This window comes from Streptococcus mitis (assembly GCF_946188375.1).
Classification (GTDB): domain Bacteria; phylum Bacillota; class Bacilli; order Lactobacillales; family Streptococcaceae; genus Streptococcus; species Streptococcus mitis_CX.
This window is the reverse complement of sequence record NZ_CAMHUS010000002.1, coordinates 219886-243922: the sequence shown is the minus strand read 5'-3', so window position 1 is coordinate 243922 and position 24037 is coordinate 219886. Positions and strand designations below refer to the sequence as shown.

The following is a 24037-nucleotide window of genomic DNA, read 5'->3' as shown; positions in this document are numbered from 1 at the left end:
GGTAACAAATGTATTTAGGAGATTTGATGGAAAAGGCTGAATCTGGCCAATTTTCAATCCTTTCCTTTCTATTACAAGAGTCTCAGACGACCGTCAAGGCTGTAATGGAGGAAACAGGATTTTCAAAAGCAACCCTAACCAAATATGTCACCCTACTCAATGACAAGGCTTTGGACAGTGGCTTAGAGCTGAATATCTCCTTAGAGGATGAAAATCTGCGCCTGTCGATCGGTGCAGCTACCAAGGGGAGAGATATTCGGAGCCTGTTTTTGGAGAATGCTGTTAAATACCAGATTTTGGTCTATCTTCTCTACCACCAACAGTTTTTAGCCCATCAGCTGGCTCAAGAATTGATGATTAGCGAGGCTACGCTTGGTCGTCACTTAGCTAGCTTAAATCAGATTTTGTCAGAATTTGATTTATCCATCCAGAATGGACGTTGGCGAGGTCCAGAGCATCAGATTCGCTATTTCTATTTCTGTCTTTTCCGCAAGGTTTGGTCGAGTCAGGAGTGGGAAGGCCACATGCAGAAATCAGAGAGAAAACAGGAGATTGCCACTTTAGAAGAAATCTGCGGTGCAAGTTTGTCTTCGGGTCAGAAATTGGACTTGGTTCTCTGGGCTCATATCAGTCAACAACGTCTCCGTGTCAATGCCTGTCAGTTTCAAGTCATAGAAGAGAAAATGCGAGGGTATTTTGACAATATTTTCTACCTTCGTTTGCTGAGAAAGGCTCCTTCCTTTTTTGCTGGGCAACACCTTCCTCTAGGAACTGAGGATGGGGAGATGATGATATTCTTCTCTTTCCTCCTATCTCATCGCATTCTTCCTCTTCATACTATGGAGTATATCCTTGGCTTTGGAGGGCAGTTGGCAGATTTGCTGACGCAATTGATTCAAGAAATGAAGAAGGAGGAGTTGCTGGGTGATTATACAGAGGATCACGTTACCTATGAACTCAGTCAGCTTTGTGCTCAAGTCTATCTCTATAAGGGCTATATTTTACAGGACCGCTACAAGTACCAGTTGGAGAATCGTCATCCTTATTTTTTGATGGAACATGATTTTAGGGGAACGGCAGAGGAGATTTTTCATGCCTTGCCTGCCTTTCAGCAGGGGACGGATTTGGATAAGAAAATTCTCTGGGAATGGCTCCAGTTAATTGAATATATGGCTGAAAATGGTGGCCAGCATATGCGGATTGGTTTGGATTTGACATCAGGTTTTCTTGTCTTTTCAAGGATGGCAGCCATTTTGAAACGGTATTTGGAATACAATCGTTTTATTACCATTGAAGCCTATGACCGAACTCGACATTATGATTTGCTGGTTACCAATAACCCGATTCATAAGAAGGAACAGACTCCAGTTTATTATTTAAAAAACGACTTGGATTTGGAAGATTTGGCAGCGATTCGTCAGTTATTATTCACTTAAAAGGCTTGGTTGTTCCAGGTCTTTTTTGTGAAATTCACACAATCTACTCACATTTTTTAAAAAATTAAAAAAAGTTGATGAATAAGAAAGCGCTTTATTTTGTATACTAGTTAGTGTAAAGAGGAAACATCCTCAAGATCTTTATCAGGAGGACAGCACATGTCACAAGAAAAATACATTATGGCCATTGACCAGGGAACTACAAGTTCTCGTGCCATTATTTTCAACAAAAAAGGAGAAAAAGTTAGCTCGAGTCAAAAAGAGTTTACCCAGATTTTCCCTCAGGCAGGTTGGGTAGAGCACAATGCCAATGAAATTTGGAACTCTGTTCAGTCAGTTATTGCGGGTGCTTTCATCGAAAGTGGTGTCAAGCCAAATCAAATCGAAGCAATCGGGATTACCAACCAGCGTGAAACAACTGTCGTCTGGGATAAGAAAACAGGGCTCCCTATCTACAATGCTATCGTTTGGCAATCACGTCAGACAGCTCCTTTGGCTGAACAACTAAAAAGTCAAGGTTATGTGGAAAAATTCCATGAAAAGACTGGTTTGATCATCGATGCTTACTTCTCTGCTACCAAGGTTCGTTGGATTTTGGATCATGTAGAAGGTGCTCAAGAGCGAGCAGAAAAAGGGGAATTGCTCTTTGGTACCATCGATACTTGGTTGGTTTGGAAATTGACTGACGGTGCGGCTCACGTGACGGACTACTCAAATGCAGCTCGTACCATGCTTTATAACATTAAAGAACTTAAATGGGATGATGAGATTTTGGAAATCCTCAACATTCCAAAGGCTATGTTGCCAGAAGTTCGTTCTAACTCTGAAATCTACGGTAAGACAGCTCCATTCCATTTCTATGGTGGACAAGTGCCAATCTCAGGTATGGCTGGGGACCAACAAGCAGCCCTCTTTGGACAGTTGGCCTTTGAACCAGGTATGGTCAAGAATACTTATGGAACAGGTTCTTTCATCATCATGAATACTGGTGAAGAGATGCAGTTGTCTGAGAACAATCTTTTGACAACCATTGGTTACGGTATCAATGGCAAGGTTTACTATGCCTTAGAAGGTTCTATCTTCATCGCAGGAAGTGCCATTCAATGGCTTCGTGACGGTCTTCGCATGGTGGAAAATTCACCAGAATCTGAAAAATACGCTCGTGATTCTCACAACAATGATGAAGTTTATGTCGTTCCAGCCTTTACAGGTCTAGGTGCTCCATACTGGAACCAAAATGCCCGCGGTTCTGTCTTTGGCTTAACTCGTGGAACAAGTAAAGAAGACTTTATCAAGGCAACTCTTCAATCTATCGCTTATCAAGTCCGTGATATCATCGATACGATGCAAGTGGATGCGCAGACAGCTATCCAAGTCTTGAAAGTAGACGGTGGTGCAGCTATGAACAATTTCCTCATGCAATTCCAAGCTGATATTTTGGGAATCGATATCGCACGCGCCAAAAACTTGGAAACAACAGCTCTAGGGGCAGCCTTCCTAGCAGGTTTGTCAGTGGGCTATTGGAAAGACTTGGATGAGTTGAAACTCTTGAACGAGACAGGAGAACTCTTTGAACCATCGATGAACGAATCTCGCAAGGAACAACTCTACAAGGGCTGGAAGAAGGCTGTAAAAGCAACGCAAGTCTTTGCGGAAGTAGACGACTAATACTGGAAGAATAAAGCGACTTAGTTAGAAAGTGTGTAAATATGGAATTTTCAAAGAAAACACGTGAATTATCAATTCAAAAAATGCAGGAACGTACCTTGGACCTCTTGATTATCGGTGGAGGAATTACAGGGGCTGGTGTAGCCTTGCAGGCAGCAGCTAGTGGTCTAGATACTGGTTTGATTGAAATGCAGGACTTCGCAGAAGGAACATCCAGTCGTTCAACAAAATTGGTTCACGGAGGACTACGTTACCTTAAGCAATTTGATGTAGAAGTAGTATCAGATACAGTTTCTGAACGTGCAGTGGTTCAACAAATCGCACCACACATTCCAAAACCGGACCCAATGCTCTTGCCAGTTTACGATGAAGATGGAGCAACCTTTAGCCTCTTCCGTCTTAAAGTAGCTATGGATTTGTACGACCTTTTGGCAGGAGTTAACAACACACCAGCTGCTAACAAGGTCTTGAGTAAGGAAGAAGTCTTGGAACGCCAGCCAAACTTGAAGAAAGAAGGTTTGGTAGGAGGTGGGGTTTACCTTGACTTCCGTAACAACGATGCACGTCTCGTGATTGAAAACATAAAACGTGCCAACCAAGACGGTGCCCTCATTGCCAACCATGTTAAGGCAGAAGGCTTCCTCTTTGACGAAAGTGGCAAGATTACAGGTGTTGTAGCTCGTGATCTCTTGACAGACCAAGTCTTTGAAATCAAGGCCCGTCTGGTGATTAACACAACAGGTCCTTGGAGCGACAAGGTGCGCAATTTGTCTAATAAGGGAACACAATTCTCACAAATGCGTCCAACTAAGGGAGTTCACTTGGTAGTGGACTCAAGCAAGATCAAGGTTTCACAGCCAGTTTACTTTGATACAGGTTTGGGTGATGGCCGTATGGTCTTTGTTCTCCCACGTGAAAACAAGACTTACTTTGGTACAACTGATACAGACTACACAGGTGATTTGGAACATCCAAAAGTAACTCAGGAAGATGTAGATTACCTACTTGGCATTGTCAACAACCGCTTCCCAGAAGCCAACATCACCATTGATGATATCGAAAGTAGCTGGGCAGGTCTTCGTCCATTGATCGCAGGCAATAGCGCTTCTGACTACAATGGAGGAAATAACGGAACCATCAGTGATGAAAGCTTTAACAACTTGATTGCTACTGTTGAATCTTATCTCTCTAAAGAAAAAACGCGTGAAGATGTTGAGTCTGCTGTCAGCAAGCTTGAAAGCAGTACCTCTGAGAAACATTTGGACCCATCTGCAGTTTCACGTGGTTCGAGCTTGGACCGTGATGACAATGGTCTCTTGACTCTTGCTGGTGGTAAAATCACAGACTACCGTAAGATGGCTGAAGGAGCTATGGAGCGTGTGGTTGACATCCTCAAAGCAGAATTTGATCGCAGCTTTAAACTCATCAACTCTAAGACATATCCTGTTTCAGGTGGAGAATTGAACCCAGCAAATGTAGACTCAGAAATCGAAGCCTTTGCGCAACTTGGAGTGTCACGTGGTTTGGATAGCAAGGAAGCTCATTACCTAGCAAATCTTTACGGTTCAAATGCACCGAAGGTCTTTGCTCTTGCTCATAGTTTAGAACAAGCACCAGGACTCAGCTTGGCGGAAACCTTGTCCCTTCACTATGCAATGCGCAATGAGTTGGCTCTTAGCCCAGTTGACTTCCTTCTTCGTCGTACCAACCACATGCTCTTTATGCGTGATAGCTTGGATAGCATCGTTGAGCCAGTTTTGGATGAAATGGGACGATTCTATGACTGGACAGAAGATGAGAAAGCAACTTACCGTGCGGATGTCGAAGCGGCTCTCGCTAACAATGATTTAGCAGAATTAAAAAATTAAGAAAAAATCAAAGAGGTGGAGGGCAGGCTTCCTTGTCGCCCGCCCCTTCTTTTTAATGGAGACAGAAAGATGATGAATGAATTATTTGGAGAATTTCTAGGGACTTTAATCCTAATTCTTCTAGGAAATGGTGTTGTTGCTGGTGTTGTTCTTCCAAAAACCAAGAGCAACAGCTCAGGTTGGATTGTGATTACGATGGGTTGGGGGATTGCAGTTGCAGTTGCAGTCTTTGTATCTGGAAAACTCAGTCCAGCTCATTTGAATCCAGCTGTGACAATTGGTGTGGCTTTAAAAGGTGACTTGCCTTGGGCATCAGTATTCCCTTATATCCTAGCCCAGTTCGCAGGGGCTATGCTCGGTCAGATTTTGGTTTGGTTGCAATTCAAACCTCACTATGAGGCAGAAGAAAATGCAGGAAATATCCTGGCAACCTTCAGTACTGGACCAGCCATCAAAGATACTGTATCAAACTTGATCAGCGAAATCCTTGGCACCTTTGTATTGGTATTGACAATCTTTGCTTTGGGACTTTATGACCTTCAAGCAGGAATCGGAACCTTTGCAGTGGGGACTTTGATTGTCGGTATCGGTCTATCACTAGGTGGGACAACAGGTTATGCCTTGAACCCTGCGCGTGACCTTGGACCTCGTATCATGCATAGCATTTTGCCAATTTCAAACAAGGGAGACGGAGACTGGTCTTATGCCTGGATTCCTGTTGTGGGACCTGTTATCGGAGCAGCCTTGGCCGTTCTCGTATTCTCACTTTTCTAATTTAGAAAATAGAGCTTGAGATGAGTATCTCAGGCTTTTTTCATTGAGTATAACTTCTTAGAGCTAGCCTCCAACGATAATAATTCCTTCAAAAAATAGGAAGAATAAAGGCACTAGCTTTTGCTTTCTCATGTAAAAAACCTCACTTTTGTTTTCTGCTATTTTATGCTAAAATATTAAAAATCAAATTTTAATTCCAAAGTTGGCAACTAAGATAGGAGAGCTATATGTCTAATTCATTTATCAAATTGTTAGTCTCTCAATTGTTTGCAAATTTAGCAGATATTTTCTTTAGAGTAACAATCATTGCTAACATATACATTATTTCAAAATCAGTAATTGCCACATCACTAGTTCCCATTTTAATAGGGATATCCTCTTTTGTTGCAAGTCTTTTAGTTCCTTTAGTTACTAAAAGGATAGCGCTAAATAGGGTTTTATCTTTATCCCAATTTGGAAAGACTATATTATTGGCGATACTGGTAGGAATGTTTACCGTAATGCAATCAGTAGCGCCTTTGGTGATCTATCTATTTGTTGTTGCAATTTCCATATTAGATGGTTTTGCAGCACCCGTTTCCTATGCTATTGTGCCGCGCTATGCGACCGATTTGGGCAAGGCTAACTCAGCCTTGTCAATGACTGGTGAAGCTGTTCAATTGGTAGGGTGGGGGTTGGGTGGACTCTTGTTTGCAACAATTGGTCTGTTGCCTACCACGTTTATCATTTTAATCTTGTATATCATTTCTAGCTTTCTGATGTTATTTCTGCCTAACGCTGAAGTGGAGGTACTAGAGTCAGAGACCAATCTTGAAATTTTGCTCAAAGGTTGGAAGTTAGTTGCTAGAGATCCTAGATTAAGACTTTTTGTATCAGCAAATTTATTTGAAATTTTCTCAAATACGATTTGGGTTTCGTCTATCATACTTGTCTTTGTAACTGAGTTATTAAATGAAACGGAAAGTTACTGGGGATATTCTAATACAGCATATTCTATCGGGATTATAATTAGTGGCTTAATTGCTTTTCGGCTATCTGAAAAGTTTCTTGCTGCTAAATGGGAAAGTATTCTTTTTCCTCTTGTAGCCATGGCAATAGTGACACTGACTATTCTATATTTTCCAAATGCACAGATGTTTTTAGTATTTTCAGCTTTAGTTGGTATGTTATCGCAACTAAAAGAAGTTCCTGAAAGTGTATTTCTTCAGGAAACAGTAGAGGAAAATAACTTGGTTAATGTCTATTCCGTTCTGGAAGTGATTTCGACACTAGCATTTTCAGTATTTGTTTTGCTAATGAGCTATATTACTGAGAGTTTTGGTATTAGTATCAGTTTTTGGATATCGGCCATTTGTCTGGTGATAGAAGCTATTTTAATTTATATCAGACGAGATTATTTTAAATGAGAGACTAGTTAAAAAGTCTTTAAAAATCAGAAAATCGCATAGTATCAGGTGTTGAAAAAACTTGATATCGTGCGTTTTATTATGGGAAGATTTCCTTCATTTTCTCATGAAATGGAGTTTTGAAACAGTATCACTCTACTTGAAATATACATAGAAAAAGCGCATAACCCTTAAAATAAGCTGAAATCTAGTGAAAATGTACGGTAAACAATTGAAAAACTAGCCTATAAAGTGGTACAATGGTAGAAAAATACTATAGTAAGAGTCTATCTTATTTAGCAAAAATTACAGAAATGAATGGTTTTTCTTGATGAAACAGAGAAAAGAATTGTACCTCTTTCTTGGTCGGACAGCCTTGTATTTTCTTATCTTTCTGGGGCTACTTTACTTCTTTAGCTATCTTGGTCAGGGTCAAGGAAGCTTTATCTATAATGAATTTTAACTTGAAGGAGAATTCCTATTGTGTCAAATAAACCAATAGTAGATATGATTGAAACCATTGAGCATTTTGCTCAGACACAGCCTAACTATCCTGTTTACAATGTTTTGGGGCAGGAACACACTTATGGAGATTTGAAGGCTGATTCGGATAGTTTGGCTGCAGCCATTGACCAACTAGATTTGACTGAGAAGTCTCCTGTGGTTGTTTTTGGTGGCCAAGAATATGAAATGTTGGCAACTTTTGTAGCCTTGACTAAGTCAGGTCATGCCTACATTCCAATTGATAGCCATTCGGCTTTGGAGCGAGTTTCAGCTATTTTAGAAGTAGCAGAGCCAAGCTTGATTATTGCTGTTTCAGACTTCCCATTGGAGCAGGTTTCTACACCGATGTTGAATCTAGCTCAGGTTCAAGAAGCCTTTGCTCAAGGGACTAGCTATAAGATCACGCATCCAGTCAAGGGCGATGATAATTACTATATCATCTTTACTTCTGGTACAACTGGTAAGCCTAAGGGAGTGCAGATTTCACATGATAACCTCCTCAGCTTTACCAATTGGATGATTACGGACAAGGAATTTGCGACGCCAAGTCGTCCGCAAATGCTGGCTCAGCCACCTTATTCTTTTGACTTGTCTGTCATGTACTGGGCACCGACCTTGGCATTAGGTGGTACGCTCTTCGCTCTTCCTTCAGCTATTACTCAGGACTTTAAGCAACTCTTTGCGACCATCTTTTCATTGCCAATCGCTATCTGGACATCAACGCCTTCTTTTGCGGATATGGCCATGTTGTCAGAAGACTTTAATAGTGAGAAAATGCCTGGAATCACGCATTTCTACTTTGATGGCGAAGAATTGACGGTCAAAACGGCTCAAAAACTGCGTGAGCGTTTCCCAAATGCCCGTATTATAAATGCCTACGGCCCAACAGAAGCGACAGTAGCCCTGTCAGCTGTTGCTGTGACAGACGAGATGCTAGCGACTCTAAAACGCCTACCAATCGGCTATACCAAGGCTGATTCTCCAACCTTTATCATTGACGAGGAAGGCAATAAATTGCCAAATGGCGAACAGGGAGAAATCATTGTTTCTGGACCAGCCGTTTCAAAAGGTTATATGAACAATCCTGAAAAAACGGCAGAAGCCTTCTTTGAGTTTGAAGGGCTGCCAGCCTACCATACAGGAGATGTGGGAACTATGACAGATGAAGGCTTGCTTCTCTACGGCGGACGCATGGACTTCCAGATTAAGTTCAACGGTTACCGCATTGAGTTAGAAGATGTCTCTCAAAACCTCAATAAGTCTCGCTTTATCGAGTCTGCTGTAGCTGTGCCACGTTATAATAAAGACCACAAGGTGCAAAATCTATTGGCTTATGTCATCTTGAAAGACGGTGTTCGTGAGCAGTTTGAGCGAGATATTGATATTACCAAGGCTATCAAGGAAGATTTAACAGATATCATGATGTCCTACATGATGCCATCTAAATTCCTTTATCGAGACAGTTTGCCACTGACTCCAAATGGAAAAATTGACATCAAAGGATTGATTAACGAGGTGAATAAGAGATGATGGAGTTCTTTCAACAGCTTCCTCATTTAGAGCCATATGGGAATCCTCAGTATTTTGTCTATGTGATTGCTGCAACCTTGCCTATCTTTATCGGTCTCTTTTTCAAGAAACGCTTTGCCTGGTATGAAGTACTGGTTAGTCTCTTCTTTGTCGTCACCATGTTGGTAGGTGGGAAGACTAATCAGTTGGTTGCTTTGGGTACTTACCTTTGCTGGGAAATATTGCTCGTACTCTTCTACAAGCATTATCGAAAAAGTAAGGATGGCAAGTGGGTCTTCTACCTAGTTAGTTTTCTGTCCCTCCTTCCGATTATCTTTGTCAAGGTGCAGCCAGCTGTCAATGGAACGCAGTCTTTGCTGGGATTTTTGGGAATTTCTTATCTGACCTTTCGTTCGGTTGGGATTATCATCGAACTGAGAGATGGAGTGATTAAGGATTTTACCCTCTGGGAATTCCTCCGTTTTCTTCTCTTCATGCCGACTTTTTCAAGTGGCCCAATCGATCGCTTTAAGCGATTTAATGAAAATTATCAGACCATTCCTGAGCGGGATGAGTTGATGGATATGCTGGATGAATCTGTTCGCTATATCATGTGGGGATTTTTGTACAAGTTTATCCTAGCTCATGTTTTAGGAGAAACTTTACTCCCTCCTCTGAAGAATCTAGCCTTGCAGTCAGGTGGTTTCTTTAACCACTATGCCTTGGCAGTCATGTATACCTTTGGTCTGGAGCTCTTCTTTGACTTTGCAGGGTACTCTATGTTTGCCTTGGCTATCTCAAACTTAATGGGAATCCGTAGCCCCATCAACTTTAACAAGCCCTTTTTATCAAGGGATTTGAAGGAGTTTTGGAATCGTTGGCACATGAGTCTATCTTTCTGGTTCCGTGACTTTGTCTTTATGCGAATGGTGATGGTGTTAACCAGAAAGAAGGTCTTTAAGAATCGCAATATAACCTCAAGTGTGGCCTACATTGTCAATATGCTGATTATGGGATTTTGGCACGGTGTGACCTGGTACTACATCGCCTATGGACTCTTTCATGGGATTGGACTGGTCATCAATGACGCTTGGGTTCGTAAGAAAAAAACACTCAATAAGGAACGGAAAAAAGCAGGGAAGCCTGCTCTACCTGAGAATCGTTGGATTCAGTTGCTTGGCATGGTTATCACCTTCCATGTCGTCATGCTGTCATTCTTAATCTTTTCTGGATTTTTGAATGATTTATGGTTTAAAAAATAAAGGAAATAAAATATGGATATCAAATCAGAAGTTATCGAAATTATTGATGAGTTGTTTATGGAAGATGTTTCTGACATGATGGATGAAGATCTTTTTGATGCAGGTGTCTTGGATAGTATGGGAACGGTTGAGTTGATTGTGGAGATTGAGAACCGTTTTGACATTCGTGTCCCTGTAACAGAGTTTGGTCGCGATGACTGGAATACAGCTAATAAAATCATAGCTGGTATTGTGGAGCTACAAAATGCTTAAACGCTTATGGATGATCTTCGGACCGGTCTTGATAGCTGGTTTGTTGGTTTGTCTGCTTATCTTTTTCTATCCTGCTGAGATGAATCATGATCTGGGAGCTGAAAAGCGTTCGGCGGTGGCTACTACTATCGATAGTTTTAAGGAGCGAAGTCAAAAGGTCAGAGCCCTATCTGATCCAAATATGCGTTTTGTTCCCTTCTTTGGCTCTAGTGAATGGCTTCGTTTTGACGGTGCCCATCCTGCGGTATTGGCTGAGAAATACAACCGCTCTTATCGCCCCTATCTTTTAGGACAGAGGGGAGCTGCCTCGCTCAATCAGTATTTTGGGATGCAACAGATGTTGCCACAACTGGAGAATAAACAAGTTGTATATGTTATCTCGCCCCAGTGGTTTAGTAAAAATGGCTATGAGCCAGCAGCTTTTCAGCAGTATTTTAATGGAGACCAGTTGACCAGTTTTCTGGAACATCAATCTGGAGACCAGGCTAGTCAATATGCAGCGACTCGCTTACTGCAGCAGTTCCCAACCGTAGCTATGAAGAATATGGTTCAGAAGTTGGCAAGTAAAGAAGAATTGTCGTCTGCAGACAATGAAATGATTGAATTATTGGCTCGGTTTAATGAACGCCAAGCTTCCTTTTTTGGTCAGTTTTCAGTTAGAGGCTATGTCAATTATGATAAGCATGTAGTTAAGTATTTAAAGACCTTGCCAGACCAGTTTTCTTATCAAGCTATAGAAGATGTCGTTAAAGCAGATGCTGAAAAGAATACTTCCAATAATGATCTGGGAATGGAAAATTATTTCTATAATACGCAGATTAAGAAGGATTTGAAGAAATTAAAGGATTCTCAGAAAAACTTTACCTACCTCAAGTCGCCAGAATATAATGACTTGCAGTTGGTGTTAACCCAGTTTTCTAAATCCAAGGTAAACCCGATTTTTATCATTCCACCTGTTAATAAAAAATGGATGGACTATGCTGGTTTACGAGAAGATATGTACCAACAAACGGTGCAGAAGATTCGCTACCAGTTAGAAAGTCAAGGGTTTACCAATATAGCAGATTTTTCTAAGGACGGTGGGGAAGCTTTCTTTATGAAGGACACCATTCACCTTGGTTGGTTGGGTTGGTTGGCATTTGACAAAGCCGTTGATCCTTTCCTATCCAATCCCACCCCAGCTCCGACTTACCATCTGAATGAGCGCTTTTTCAGTAAAGATTGGGCGACTTATGATGGAGATGTCAAGGAATTTCAATAGACGAATATAGAAGTGACTCTAGAAATTGGATTGCGTATCTGACTTCTAGAGTTTTTTATTTCAAATTTTTAGTTTATCTTACATCATTCTAAATATAAAAGAATTATCAGAAACTAGAAATTTAAGATTTATTGGAGTTGTATATCTAGTATTTACTTGGCTTTTCTTATGTTGGATAGAGGTCAGATTATATGCTATAATTTTAGGTAAGAGATGTTTAAATCCAAATGAATGAATTGGTAAGAATTTTATAAGGAGTTAAATTTGAAAAATATAATCTTTTGCACATCTCCGTTTCAAGTGTTAGTTGCTAAAGAAGTAGCTAAAGTTGTCTCGGAAAATTTTATCGGGATTTATTTAAAAATGTCAGATGATAAGCGACAGTCTATTTATGCTAAGAAGATGCAAGATTTTTGTGAGGAAGTTTTTGTACTTGAGGGAAGAAATATTCTGGAAAAGGTGCATACTTTTTTACGAGATAAAGAAATCAAAAAATTATATTTAGCTAGTTTAGATAATCCTATTGCTCTCAATATTTTTAATCCTGATAGCATGAATTTGTATACTTTTGATGATGGTAGTACTTCAGTTGTTCCGCTTAATATGTATACGCAAAATCTAGATAGGCTTATAGAACATACAAATTTCACCTTGAGTGATATCATGTCTTATTCAAAGAAACATTATACAGTATTTAAAGAGTGCATTCTTTTCCCGAAAGAAAAGCAGGAAATCTTGAACTTTTCGACAGAGCCTAAAGGGTTCCAGAGAGCTAAAAATGGCAAGAAGATTACTGTGTTTCTAGGTCAAGCGCTCGGATCTCCTTTTGATTTGGGAGATATTGAACTAAGCAAGCGATTGACAGGAAAAATACTATCTGGGCTCGATTCTGTCAGATACTATCCTCATCCGAGAGTAGGATTAGATTTAAACACAGCTGACAAAGTGGAATCTGATTTGTGTTTTGAAGAAGAAATCTATCTTTTGTTAGAAAAGTATGAGTTTGTTGATGTACATGGCTTTTATTCAACTTCTCTTTTGTTGATAAAAGATATCGAAGGTGTCTCTGTGCATGGCTATCGTACCTTCTTAACAACACATGAATCAGATGCCTTTGCAAGGTTAGGTGTTCCTTATCACACTTTATCCCTATCTGATACTTGTATTGATATTATTATGCCAGTCTATAATGGGGCAACGACCGTCGGTCAGACTATTGACTCTATTTTAAATCAAACTCATGAAAATTTTCGATTATTCATTATCGATGATGGTTCGACAGATCATACTGAGGAGGTTTGTCAAGCTTATCTAGCGGACCAACGTATCCAGTATGTGAAAAACAGCCATCATGGGATTTCAAAAAGTTTGAATGATGGGGTAAGGATATCCCAAACGGATTATGTGGCAAGGCAAGATTCAGATGATATTTGGATGCCTTGGCATCTAGATCTTCTATTGCATGAATTGGAAACGAATCCTCAATTGGATATTATTGGAGCTAAAGTCATTGTAGAGGAAGATGAGATAACGAATAAAATAAAGCGAAATAATTATAATCATTTATTTGGAGAACAGTTATGGCTAGAGCTTGCCTATAGAAATGTATTTAATCATTCAACAGTTATTTTTAAGCGTGCCGCCTATGAGGAAGCAGGGGGGTATGATGAGCACTGTGATGGGTTTGAAGACTGGCATTTGTGGTCTCGTATGGTGACAAAGGATAATGCCTTGGTTTTAAATATCGTGACGACCTGTTATCGTCTGTCAGAGAGACATAAACGAGGTATGGCCTTCCGTGCAAGATTGGCTAGAAGTCGTGGTTTGAGATTAGAAGATGTTTTAGAATAGATAATGGTGAAAGTATTTACAATCAAAGAAGGAGTTCCTGTAAGCTCTTATGGTTTTGAAAGAAGTCAATTGGCTCGTCAAGAAATTTTTAAAAGTTTGCAAGTAGAACAAGAGCTTGTTTTAACAAATTTAGAAAATTTTGTTCCAAATTTTGTGGAAACACTAGAAAATCTCGGATTTGAGAATTTTTATCATGTGATTTTTGAACAATCTGACTTGGCTAGAAACAAACCGAGTGTCAAAAAAGATTTTTTAGATGAATTAAAGGATGTCCATAAAATAGAGTACACGAAAGAAGGATATGTAGGTCTTGTTTACTATCAAGCAGGATATGTTGAATGTTACACCTCTCAACTACTCTATCGCTATGATTATCTAGAGAAACAGTTTACTCTTTACGATAGTAAAGGAGAACTACTGAAGGGTGATGTGAGAGAAAATTATCACCGCTATCACAATCTAAGGAGTGGTGAGACCTATACTCAATGGCAATTGGTGAATCTTTATTTGGCAGAACATTCAAGTCAAGAAGATAGATTTGTCATTGATATGATTAATGAGTATCCACTGCAGTTAAGGAAATTTTTCCAAAATACGGGAAGAAAGCTATTTGCTTATACTCATTATAATATTCTCGATCCTATGATGAAGTTTGTGTTACAAACTTGGTGTAGGAATATAGTAGCTAGTCCTGTTTTAGAGCAGATGTTAGGTAAAGAGAAGGTTCAGTTTTTACCCCCAATGTTTGTGGATAGAGTTTTGGAAAAAGAATATACAAGAGTCACCGATTGGTGTATTGTTGGGAATATGACCTTTATTAAACGTTGTGCATGGGCAATTGAGGCTTTTAGGCAAGTTCCTGATAGCCAGTTAACAATTTATGGGAATTTACCTGATGGCTATAAAAAAGAAGATTTACCGCCTAATGTGCATTATGCAGGTTTTCTGGAAAAAGTTCCTTATGAAAAGCACCAAGGTTATATCTCTTGCTCAATGAGTGAATGTTTTGCGAATGCGGCTGTGGAAGCTTCTTCTATGGGCTTGGTTTGCCTCTTGTCAGATACAGATTTGGCACATAGATATTATGCGAGTAGAGATATAAATATTAAACGATTTAAAGATGTTGGAGAATTAATTATCTTAGTGAAGGCTCATCAAAAAGAAGGAGATTATCCCTCTTCAACATTCTCAAAAGACTATCAAAAATTTGATATTTTAGAGTTATATAAGCGTGTATTATTCATATAAAGTGATATAATAGATAGTATGATTATGGAAACAGTTTCATAATTCATAGTTTGGTACTTAATAGTATTCAGGTCTTAATTTTAGGAAGGTGCAGTTTTATGTTTGCAAAAGATAAGCGAGAGAAATTTTCTCTTCGTAAGTACAAAGATGGTCGAACTGATTCTAAGTTAATCGGGGCAACGATTTTGGCCACAGGTGTGGCTTTAGCTGTTGGTGCAAGTCCAGTAGCTGCTGCTGTTACATCTAATGGTGGTGATAGTGTAACTTTAGTGAGTGATACATCGAAAGTAGCTTCGACAGAAGCCACAACGTTTACTGATGACAGTGATGCGTCTAAAACTGTAAAAGTTGATGCGGTATTAGCTAAAGATACGCCAGAACCAACAAAAGCCAACAACCATACAGGTGATGCTGATGGAAGTGATGTATTAAACTTTAAATCAGAGGCAACGGTTAATTACAAGCTTGATTCTGATAAATCAGACTTAAAACCTGCAGAAACAGTAAAGACAGGAGAAGGTTCAGTTACAACTCCTTACGATAAAAAAGGTCTTTCTTACGACACAGATGGAAAAGACTACCGTGAATCAACTGTTACTAAAACAGGTGACGCTGTTACAGAAGCTACTGGTAAAAAAGATACAGTAGAAGCCAACAACAAAGTTTACGAATACGTACGTTCTGAAGTCGAAAATGCGGATAAAGCAACTTATGACAAAACAAACTTCAACAACATCGAAGCAAGAGTATCGCCAGAAGGAATGCACAATAAGCTAGGTGAGATTGACTATACTAAAACAAAAGGGAAAGTCTATCTAGTAGAAGAAACAGCTGACGGGCAATACGGTAAGTATGTTGTAGCTGAAAATGGAGTATCTAGTGACGAGGATGCTGCAACTCAGTGGAAAAACGGTCAAGCAGATGCCAAAGAATTTACGAAAGAAAACGTAACGCTAGAAGAAGGGGATACAGTTCTTGTTCTTGATAAAGATACGTACGCTATTGGAGCAGGTAAAGAAGTTAAGGTAACTAAAAAAGGTATTGTTACTTATGAAACTGTTAATTCACGTACAGATACGTACGTTTTAGCTAAAAATGACTACAATTCTTATCGTACAGAAGATTATTCTAATGATGTAGGCGACTATGCTAAGTATAGAAGACCAGGTGCGGATGGGATTTTTGGAACAGCTGATGATATTGTTGAAGCACCGCGCTCGAATCCAACCTATGGGTTTGCGGGAATTGAAAACTTCAATGGACCACATGTCTATAATCCAGAAACAAGAGAAGAATACGCTCCAGGAAAAATAGATGCAGCCCACTCTTCATTAAAAGATGTTTTGAAAAACTATGCCCTAGCTAATTACAAAGCCTTAGATTATTTAGAAAAAGTGGCTGTAGGAGAAGAGAACAAGGCGAAAGTCCAAGCAGCTAGAACACGTTTGGATAATCATCTGAAAGAATTAGAAGATAAAATCCAAGATGGAACGGTTGAAATTGGATTATTAGAAAAGAAATCTGGAACTACTGGAACTCTTGTAGAGCATGCTCCGCTTGATGATAATTTATTCCCACAAGAGACAAAGTTAAGTGAGTATTTAAAATTTTTACCTGATGCATTAGGTCGTTTAAGTTTCACAAATGTAACTTCAAAAACAGAGGATACAGCTGGAGTACATAAAAAAATCACAACAACAACAGAGTATTCTTTTGAACCAGAATATTCTGATGCTAATATTCAAGGACATAGTGAAGTTGTTACAGAGGAATATCCTATTTATAATGGCATACCTGAAGTAGATTTTACTGAAGATCCTAAGACAGAAGAAAAAACTACAAGCACAATACTCAAAAAAGGAACCATTACAATCTCTCAAGACGGTAAGATTACAGTATCAGGAGATAGCACAGTCGATGATGATTTTAATACAGCTGCCACATCAATTGGAAACAATAAATATATCATCGATCGTGAAGTAGGAACAAGAACGCAAGTAACGACAACCCCTACAACAGAGTACAATACAAAAGAAATCATCACACCAGTACGTGCTTACAAAGTAATGGGTGAAGCAAAACCAGTAGTTACACATTACTACAACTTGAAGATTACAAAAGAAGAAGCGGGAGAAGCAACAGCTACTAAACAAGGTAGTGTCGTTATCAAGTATGTAACAACTGATGGAAAACAATTAAAATCAGAAACTGACAAAGATAATGTAACGCTTGAAACAAAAACTATCGTAAGCCTATATTCTGGTGAAACAAAAGTAGATGAACGTACTGATGTTAAACCAGTTGAACAAAACTACGACACAACTCCAAAACAATATCCAACCTTAGTAGATGCGGATACTGGATTCACATACGAGTATGTAGGTCTAAAACAAGGTTCTCCAGCTGCTAGTGGTAAAGTCGTGGAAGGAACTACAGAAGTTGTTTACGAATACCGTCTAGTAAGTGAAGAAGAGAAAACCCCGTCTAAATCAGAAGTTACAAAAACAGGTTCTGTTGATGTGAAACACGTTGTGATCAACGAAGATGGAACGTTAAAAACATTAAAAGAAACAGAAGTGGTGAAAAACAATGTTCCTTTAGAGTATGAAGATACGTACGTAACTTACTCAAAAGGTGTAAAAGTATCTGAACGTAAAGAAAAACGCGCAGTTACTGAAAAATACGACACTACTGATAAACAATACCCAACGCTAAAAGATGAAGCTACAGGGTTAGTCTATAAATATGTAGGACCAACATCTGACTCAGCTCCAGCAACAGGAGACGTAACTGAAGGTGAAAAACACGTTATCTACAGCTATGTGTTAGATAAAAAAGAAGATGCAACTCCGACTGTAACTGAAGCTAAAGGTTCAGTAGTTGTTAAGTACGTTGATGCTGATGGTAATGAAATCAAAGATTCTGCGAATGTAGTGACGGATGCAGTTGTTAAAACAACGAAAACATACGCTACTAAGTCAGGAGAGGTTGTACTTTCAACACGTGATGAAGTAACAGAAAATGATGTAAACTACAATACTGTTGAAAAGAAAGTTGATACAATCACTAAAGATGGTAAGAAATATGTCTTCCGTGGAGTGTATGAAGTTTCTGATAAGTATAACAACGTATTAGAAGAAACAGGTAAGGTGAAAGAAGGAACTACAACAGTTGTATACCAATACGATTACGTTATTCCAGTAGATCCAACTAAGCCTAATGAAGGTGATAATAATCCTCCAAAACCAGAGGATAAGATTCCTAATGACCCACAAAACCGTTCATACAAAGACTTAGGTCTCTTAAAAGAAGTCAAACGTGATATCACTTATGTTTACGAAAATGGACCAAAAGCAGGCCAAGAAGCTAGTGCACCTGTTAACCAAAATGCACGCTTCACAAGAACTGCAGAGATCAACAGTAGAACTGGTGAAGTGGTCTACACAAGTGAGTGGACAAAAGAACAAAAACTTGCAGAAGTAGTATCACCAAAAATCGATAAATATGCAGTTGATAAAGAAAAAGTAGCAGAATTACCTGTAACACACGAATCTAGTGATAGTAGTGAAGTTGTTAAATATCGTGAAAATCCCGAAATTATCGAACATGATGAAGCAAAAGATAAAAAAGGATCTGTAGTTGTTAAGTATGTTGATGGTCAAGGAAATGAAATCGGTGAAGCGGTAACTGTTAAAGATAATGTTATTGTTGAAAAAGCAATGACAAAAGTTTACGCAGATCGTGAAGAGACTACATATACAGCAACAAATGAAGAATACAGCACTGTAGCAAACCGTAAAGATGTTATCGAAGCTAATGGTAAGAAATACAAATACAGTGGTGTATATGAAGTTTCTGATAAATACAACAATGTATTAGAAGAAACAGGTAGGGTGAAAGAAGGGACTACGACAGTTGTATACCAATATGACTACATTATTCCAGTAGATCCAACGAAGCCTAACAATGGAGAACAAAATCCTCCAAAACCAGAGGATAAAATTCCTAACGATCCAAAAGGTCGTACCTACAAAGATCTAGGTCTACTAACAGAAGTGAAACGTAACATTACTTATGTTTATGAAAATGGACCAAAAGCAGGTCAGGAAGCAAGTGCGCCAGTTGAACAAACTGCTCGCTTTACAAGAACTGCAGAAATCAACAGTAGAACAGGTGAAGTAGTATACACAAGCGAGTGGACTAAAGAACAAAAACTTGCTGAAGTAGCATCGCCAGAAATCAAAGATTACACTGTGGATAAAGCTAAGGTAGATGAATTAGCTGTGACACATGAATCTAAAGATTCAGCGGTTGTTGTTAAGTATTCTCAAAATAAACCAAACAGTGTACGTGATTACGCAAAAGACAAAAAAGGAACAGTTATCGTTAAATTCGTAGATATTAATGAAAACTTCCTTGCGGATGATGTAGTAGCTAAGAACAATGTCATTGTAGCTGAAGCGACAACTATAACTACTGGTGATAAAGAAGAAACGACTTACAAAGCTACAGGAGAAGAGTATGCTGTGACAGCTCCTGAGACTATCGAGGTAGATGGAGTAACATTCAAACTTAAACGTGTTTTTCCAGCTGGTGATAAATTCAAAAATACTGTAGAGGAAAAAGGTTTAGTTAAAGAAGGAGTAACTACAATTGTTTACCAATATGTAATGCAAATTGATGCTCCAAAAGTTGAAGTGCCAGAATTTGAAGGTGGAGTAGTTCCGTTAGATCCGCCAACTGTGGAGATTCCAGAGCTGAAGATTCCTGAAGAACCAAAACCTCAGCCAACTCCGACTCCAACTCCAGAGCCAAATCCAGCTCCTGCACCTACACCACAACCAACTCCAACACCTCAAAGAAACGAGACTCCAAAACCACCTGTACCTGTGGCAGAAGATTCGGAAACACCGGAAGTTTCGAACAAACCAGTACCTTCAAATTACAATCCAGATGGAAACACTTACCCAGCTCCATCAACTGAGGTAACTCAATTGCCAAATACTGGTACGGAATCGAACGCAGCCTTGGCAGCATTTGGATTTGTTGGAATGTTGAGTGGTTTAAGTATCGTTCTTCGTAAGAAGGATAGTGAGTAAAATTTTAACGATCCTCTAGCTATAAATAGCTAGACCTCTTGAGTGAGGTAAGGTATGTATTTGGAGAAGACTTAGGTCTTCTCCATTTTATATATAATTAGAAGAAAAAGAGTTGTATTTTCAACAATAGATTCAGATACCGGACGACTTATGATGGTAATATAAAGGAATTTCGATTGGAAAATGAAAGAAGAGTTCAAGAATGAAACTGGTTTTCACGTTTTTTCTTGACTCTTTTTTTGGTTGTGATATAATTAACCAGTAAATAAAATTTCAAAGAATAGTATTTTTCTCTTAAAAAAGAGAAGTCCAAAAGGAAAGGAGTCAGATATGAGACAGCTAGCGAAGGATATCGATGCTTTTTTGAATGAGGTGATTTTGCAGGCAGAAAATCAGCATGAAATCCTAATAGGTCATTGTACTAGCGAGGTGGCCCTGACCAATACTCAGGAGCACATTCTTATGCTCTTGTCAGAGGAATCTTTAACAAATTCAGAATTGGCGCGTCGCCTCAATGTCAGTCAGGCAGCAGTTACCAAGGCCATTAAGTCTTTGGTCAAGGAAGGGATGTTGGAAACATCTAAAGATCCTAAGGATGCGCGTGTGATTTTTTATCAGTTGACTGATTTGGCTCGTCCAATCGCTGAGGAGCACCATCATCACCATGAGCATACACTTTTAACCTATGAACAAGTGGCAACTCAGTTTACTCCAAATGAACAAAAAGTGATTCAGCGGTTTTTGACTGCTTTAGTAGGAGAAATCAAATAATGAGATACATTACGGTAGAGGATTTATCCTTCTATTATGATAAGGAGCCCGTTCTTGAACATATCAATTATAGTGTTGATAGTGGGGAATTTGTTACCTTGACAGGGGAAAATGGAGCAGCTAAGACGACACTGATTAAGGCCAGTCTTGGAATCCTCCAGCCACGCATTGGAAAGGTGACCATTTCAAAGACAAATACGCAGGGTAAGAAATTGAGAATAGCTTACCTTCCTCAACAGATTGCCAGTTTTAACGCTGGTTTTCCAAGTACGGTTTATGAATTTGTCAAGTCGGGTCGCTATCCGCGAAAAGGCTGGTTCCGTCGTTTGAATGCTCATGATGAGGAGCATATCAAGGCTAGTCTGGACTCAGTTGGAATGTGGGAACACCGAGACAAACGCTTGGGGTCTCTATCTGGAGGACAAAAGCAGCGAGCGGTGATCGCGCGTATGTTTGCTTCGGATCCAGATGTGTTTATCCTAGATGAGCCGACAACGGGGATGGATGCAGGAAGTAAAAACGAATTTTACGAACTCATGCACCACAGCGCCCATCATCATGGCAAGGCTGTTTTGATGATTACCCATGACCCTGAAGAAGTTAAGGACTATGCGGACCGCAATATTCATCTAGTCCGTAACCAAGACTCGCCATGGCGTTGTTTCAACGTTCATGAGAATGATCAGGAGGTGGGCCATGCTTAGTTTGTTATCTTATGACTTTATGCAACGTGCCTTTCTGGCCGTTATTGCCATGAGTCTTTTCTCGCCAGTATTGGGGACCTTCCTTATCTTGCGCCGTCAGAGTTTGATGAGTGATACCCTCAGCCACGTCTCACTTTCAGGTGTAGCCTTTGGTCTGGTACTAGGGATTTCTCCGACTATTTCCACTATTGCTATTGTCTTGATTGCGGCGGTCTTTCTGGAGTATCTCCGTACGGTTTACAAGAGCTTTATGGAAATCGGGACAGCTATCCTCATGTCAACGGGTCTGGCTGTTTCTCTGATTGTCATGAGCAAGGGTAAAAGCTCGAGTTCTATGAGTTTGGACCAGTATCTTTTTGGTTCAATCGTGACTATCAGCGAAGAGCAGGTTATTTCCCTCTTTGTCATTGCGGCGGTTGTTTTGATTTTGACCTTCCTCTTCCTTCGTCCGATGTACATTTTGACCTTTGATGAGGATACGGCCTTTGTGGATGGCTTGCCAGTTCGTACCATGTCCATTCTTTTTAACATGGTGACGGGGGTGGCCATTGCCCTTATGATTCCAGCTGCGGGAGCTCTTCTGGTATCGACCATTATGGTCTTGCCAGCCAGTATTGCCCTGCGTCTCGGGAAAAACTTTAAATCGGTTATGCTGCTTGCCAGTGCTATTGGATTTTTGGGAATGGTAGCAGGACTTTACATTTCCTACTATGCAGAAACACCTGCAAGTGCAAGTATTACCATTATTTTTGTAACTGTCTTTTTACTTATTAGTTTAGTAAGACGTTTTATCAAATAGGAGACTAACGTGAAAAAAATTAGCTTATTGTTCGCCAGTCTATGTGCCTTGTTTTTAGTGGCTTGTTCCAATCAAAAGCAGGCAGATGGCAAACTAAATATTGTGACAACCTTTTACCCTGTCTATGAATTTACCAAGCAAGTCGCAGGAGATACTGCTAATGTAGAACTCCTCATCGGTGCTGGTACAGAACCCCATGAATATGAACCGTCTGCCAAGGCAGTTGCCAAAATCCAAGACGCAGATACCTTCGTTTATGAAAATGAAAACATGGAAACATGGGTCCCTAAATTGCTAGATACTTTGGATAAGAAAAAGGTCAAAACCATCAAGGCGACAGGCGATATGTTGCTTTTGCCAGGTGGTGAGGAAGAAGAGGGAGACCATGACCATGGAGAAGAAGGCCATCACCATGAGTACGATCCCCATGTTTGGTTATCACCAGTTCGTGCCGTTAAACTTGTAGAGCACATCCGTGATAGCTTGTCAGCAGATTATCCTGATAAAAAAGAGACCTTTGAAAAGAATGCTGCTGCCTATATCGAAAAATTGCAAGCCTTGGATAAGGCTTATGCAGAAGGCTTGTCTCAAGCCAAACAAAAGAGCTTTGTGACTCAACACGCAGCCTTTAACTATCTTGCCTTGGACTATGGACTCAAACAAGTCGCAATCTCAGGTCTCTCTCCAGATGCAGAACCATCAGCTGCTCGTCTGGCAGAATTGACAGAGTACGTCAAGAAAAATAAAATTGCCTATATCTACTTTGAAGAAAATGCTTCACAAGCACTTGCTAACACACTTTCAAAAGAAGCAGGTGTCAAAACAGATGTCCTCAATCCTTTAGAAAGTCTGACAGAAGAGGATACCAAGGCTGGCGAAAACTACATCTCCGTTATGGAGAAAAACCTCAAGGCTCTGAAACAAACAACGGACCAAGAAGGCCCAGCAATTGAGCCTGAAAAGGCAGAGGATACCAAGACAGTTCAAAATGGTTACTTCGAGGATGCAGACGTCAAGGACCGCACCTTGAGTGACTATGTAGGTAACTGGCAATCAGTTTATCCTTTCCTTGAAGATGGTACGTTTGACCAAGTCTTTGACTACAAGTCTAAGTTGACTGGTAAGATGACTCAGGCTGAGTACAAGGCTTACTATACAAAAGGCTATCAGACAGATGTCACTAAGATCAACATTTCTGATAATACTATGGAATTTGTTCAAGGTGGACAAAGTAAGAAATTCACCTACAAGTATGTTGGTAAGAAAATCTTGACTTACAAGAAAGGCAATCGTGGCGTGCGCTTCCTCTTTGAAGCCACAGATGCAGACGCTGGACAGTTCAAGTATGTTCAGTTTAGTGACCACAATATCGCCCCAGTTAAGGCAGAACATTTCCATATCTTCTTTGGAGGCACAAGCCAAGAAGCCCTCTTTGAAGAAATGGATAACTGGCCAACCTACTACCCAGATAACCTATCTGGCCAAGAAATCGCTCAAGAAATGTTGGCGCATTGATGAGAATCAAAGGATAGCTTTGTATGAGGCTATCTTTTTAGTTACAAAATAGATGGTTAACATTTTATTTTTAAAAATCGCAGTTAAAACTGCACAGCCTTCTTTAAATGTGCTATAATACAGGAAAAATA

The 24037-nt window shown here is 39.7% G+C and carries 17 protein-coding genes; all 17 read left to right on the top strand.

What is annotated here, in order from left to right:
• Positions 1-8: 8 nt before the first annotated feature.
• Entirely contained in the window at positions 9-1436 is a 1428-nt protein-coding gene (locus tag N8M16_RS03670) for a helix-turn-helix domain-containing protein (protein ID WP_261069646.1), read from the top strand.
• A gap of 159 nt (positions 1437-1595) precedes the next feature.
• Complete coding sequence (glpK, locus tag N8M16_RS03665; protein ID WP_000076788.1) at positions 1596-3104, top strand: glycerol kinase GlpK; 1509 nt, start codon at positions 1596-1598, stop codon at positions 3102-3104.
• A gap of 41 nt (positions 3105-3145) precedes the next feature.
• Positions 3146-4972 (top strand): type 1 glycerol-3-phosphate oxidase, encoded by a 1827-nt coding sequence (glpO, locus tag N8M16_RS03660; protein ID WP_049546889.1) that lies wholly within the window; start codon positions 3146-3148, stop codon positions 4970-4972.
• A 69-nt stretch (positions 4973-5041) separates the two neighbouring features.
• Complete coding sequence (locus N8M16_RS03655) at positions 5042-5746, top strand: MIP/aquaporin family protein (RefSeq protein ID WP_000980817.1); 705 nt, start codon at positions 5042-5044, stop codon at positions 5744-5746.
• Positions 5747-5973: 227 nt separating this feature from the next.
• Positions 5974-7152 (top strand): ryptide export MFS transporter, encoded by a 1179-nt coding sequence (locus tag N8M16_RS03650; protein ID WP_000071445.1) that lies wholly within the window; start codon positions 5974-5976, stop codon positions 7150-7152.
• A gap of 310 nt (positions 7153-7462) precedes the next feature.
• Positions 7463-7594: a teichoic acid D-Ala incorporation-associated protein DltX gene (locus N8M16_RS03645; protein ID WP_000813667.1), complete on the top strand. Its 132-nt coding sequence runs from the start codon at positions 7463-7465 to the stop codon at positions 7592-7594.
• Between the two features lie 20 nt (positions 7595-7614).
• Entirely contained in the window at positions 7615-9165 is a 1551-nt protein-coding gene (gene dltA, locus N8M16_RS03640) for a D-alanine--poly(phosphoribitol) ligase subunit DltA (RefSeq protein ID WP_261069645.1), read from the top strand.
• Positions 9162-10406: a D-alanyl-lipoteichoic acid biosynthesis protein DltB gene (dltB, locus tag N8M16_RS03635; RefSeq protein WP_261069644.1), complete on the top strand. Its 1245-nt coding sequence runs from the start codon at positions 9162-9164 to the stop codon at positions 10404-10406. The genes dltA and dltB overlap by 4 nt, the downstream gene beginning before the upstream one ends.
• A gap of 12 nt (positions 10407-10418) precedes the next feature.
• Positions 10419-10658 (top strand): D-alanine--poly(phosphoribitol) ligase subunit DltC, encoded by a 240-nt coding sequence (dltC, locus tag N8M16_RS03630; RefSeq protein ID WP_000351967.1) that lies wholly within the window; start codon positions 10419-10421, stop codon positions 10656-10658.
• Positions 10651-11919, top strand: coding sequence for a D-alanyl-lipoteichoic acid biosynthesis protein DltD (gene dltD, locus N8M16_RS03625; protein WP_261069643.1), 1269 nt, complete (start codon positions 10651-10653; stop codon positions 11917-11919). Before dltC ends, dltD begins: the two co-directional genes overlap by 8 nt.
• Before the next feature lie 264 nt (positions 11920-12183).
• Positions 12184-13770, top strand: a complete 1587-nt coding sequence (locus tag N8M16_RS03620) for a glycosyltransferase family 52 (RefSeq protein ID WP_261069642.1) — start codon at positions 12184-12186, stop codon at positions 13768-13770.
• 3 nt (positions 13771-13773) lie between these two features.
• Entirely contained in the window at positions 13774-15018 is a 1245-nt protein-coding gene (locus N8M16_RS03615; protein WP_261069641.1) for a glycosyltransferase family 4 protein, read from the top strand.
• Positions 15019-15116: 98 nt separating this feature from the next.
• Entirely contained in the window at positions 15117-20117 is a 5001-nt protein-coding gene (locus N8M16_RS03610) for an SIALI-17 repeat-containing surface protein (protein WP_261069640.1), read from the top strand.
• 330 nt (positions 20118-20447) lie between these two features.
• Positions 20448-20888, top strand: coding sequence for a zinc-dependent transcriptional regulator AdcR (gene adcR / locus N8M16_RS03605; protein ID WP_001249308.1), 441 nt, complete (start codon positions 20448-20450; stop codon positions 20886-20888).
• On the top strand, positions 20888-21592 hold the full coding sequence (locus N8M16_RS03600; RefSeq protein WP_001269496.1) for a metal ABC transporter ATP-binding protein: 705 nt from the start codon (positions 20888-20890) through the stop codon (positions 21590-21592). The genes adcR and N8M16_RS03600 overlap by 1 nt, the downstream gene beginning before the upstream one ends.
• Positions 21585-22391, top strand: coding sequence for a metal ABC transporter permease (locus tag N8M16_RS03595; protein ID WP_000950030.1), 807 nt, complete (start codon positions 21585-21587; stop codon positions 22389-22391). Before N8M16_RS03600 ends, N8M16_RS03595 begins: the two co-directional genes overlap by 8 nt.
• Before the next feature lie 9 nt (positions 22392-22400).
• The gene (adcA, locus tag N8M16_RS03590; RefSeq protein ID WP_049546879.1) at positions 22401-23906 is read left to right on the top strand and encodes a zinc ABC transporter substrate-binding lipoprotein AdcA; all 1506 of its coding nucleotides are present in this window, start codon (positions 22401-22403) and stop codon (positions 23904-23906) included.
• Positions 23907-24037: the final 131 nt, after the last annotated feature.

What these genes read in the sequence shown, in the direction of transcription:
- N8M16_RS03655 (WP_000980817.1), top strand. Translation starts at nt 5,042, where the DNA reads ATGATGAATGAATTATTTGGAGAATTTCTAGGGACTTTAATCCTAATT.
- glpK (WP_000076788.1), top strand. Translation starts at nt 1,596, where the DNA reads ATGTCACAAGAAAAATACATTATGGCCATTGACCAGGGAACTACAAGT.
- glpO (WP_049546889.1), top strand. Translation starts at nt 3,146, where the DNA reads ATGGAATTTTCAAAGAAAACACGTGAATTATCAATTCAAAAAATGCAG.
- N8M16_RS03600 (WP_001269496.1), top strand. Translation starts at nt 20,888, where the DNA reads ATGAGATACATTACGGTAGAGGATTTATCCTTCTATTATGATAAGGAG.
- N8M16_RS03595 (WP_000950030.1), top strand. Translation starts at nt 21,585, where the DNA reads ATGCTTAGTTTGTTATCTTATGACTTTATGCAACGTGCCTTTCTGGCC.
- N8M16_RS03615 (WP_261069641.1), top strand. Translation starts at nt 13,774, where the DNA reads ATGGTGAAAGTATTTACAATCAAAGAAGGAGTTCCTGTAAGCTCTTAT.
- adcR (WP_001249308.1), top strand. Translation starts at nt 20,448, where the DNA reads ATGAGACAGCTAGCGAAGGATATCGATGCTTTTTTGAATGAGGTGATT.
- dltD (WP_261069643.1), top strand. Translation starts at nt 10,651, where the DNA reads ATGCTTAAACGCTTATGGATGATCTTCGGACCGGTCTTGATAGCTGGT.
- N8M16_RS03650 (WP_000071445.1), top strand. Translation starts at nt 5,974, where the DNA reads ATGTCTAATTCATTTATCAAATTGTTAGTCTCTCAATTGTTTGCAAAT.
- dltC (WP_000351967.1), top strand. Translation starts at nt 10,419, where the DNA reads ATGGATATCAAATCAGAAGTTATCGAAATTATTGATGAGTTGTTTATG.
- N8M16_RS03670 (WP_261069646.1), top strand. Translation starts at nt 9, where the DNA reads ATGTATTTAGGAGATTTGATGGAAAAGGCTGAATCTGGCCAATTTTCA.
- dltB (WP_261069644.1), top strand. Translation starts at nt 9,162, where the DNA reads ATGATGGAGTTCTTTCAACAGCTTCCTCATTTAGAGCCATATGGGAAT.
- N8M16_RS03610 (WP_261069640.1), top strand. Translation starts at nt 15,117, where the DNA reads ATGTTTGCAAAAGATAAGCGAGAGAAATTTTCTCTTCGTAAGTACAAA.
- N8M16_RS03645 (WP_000813667.1), top strand. Translation starts at nt 7,463, where the DNA reads ATGAAACAGAGAAAAGAATTGTACCTCTTTCTTGGTCGGACAGCCTTG.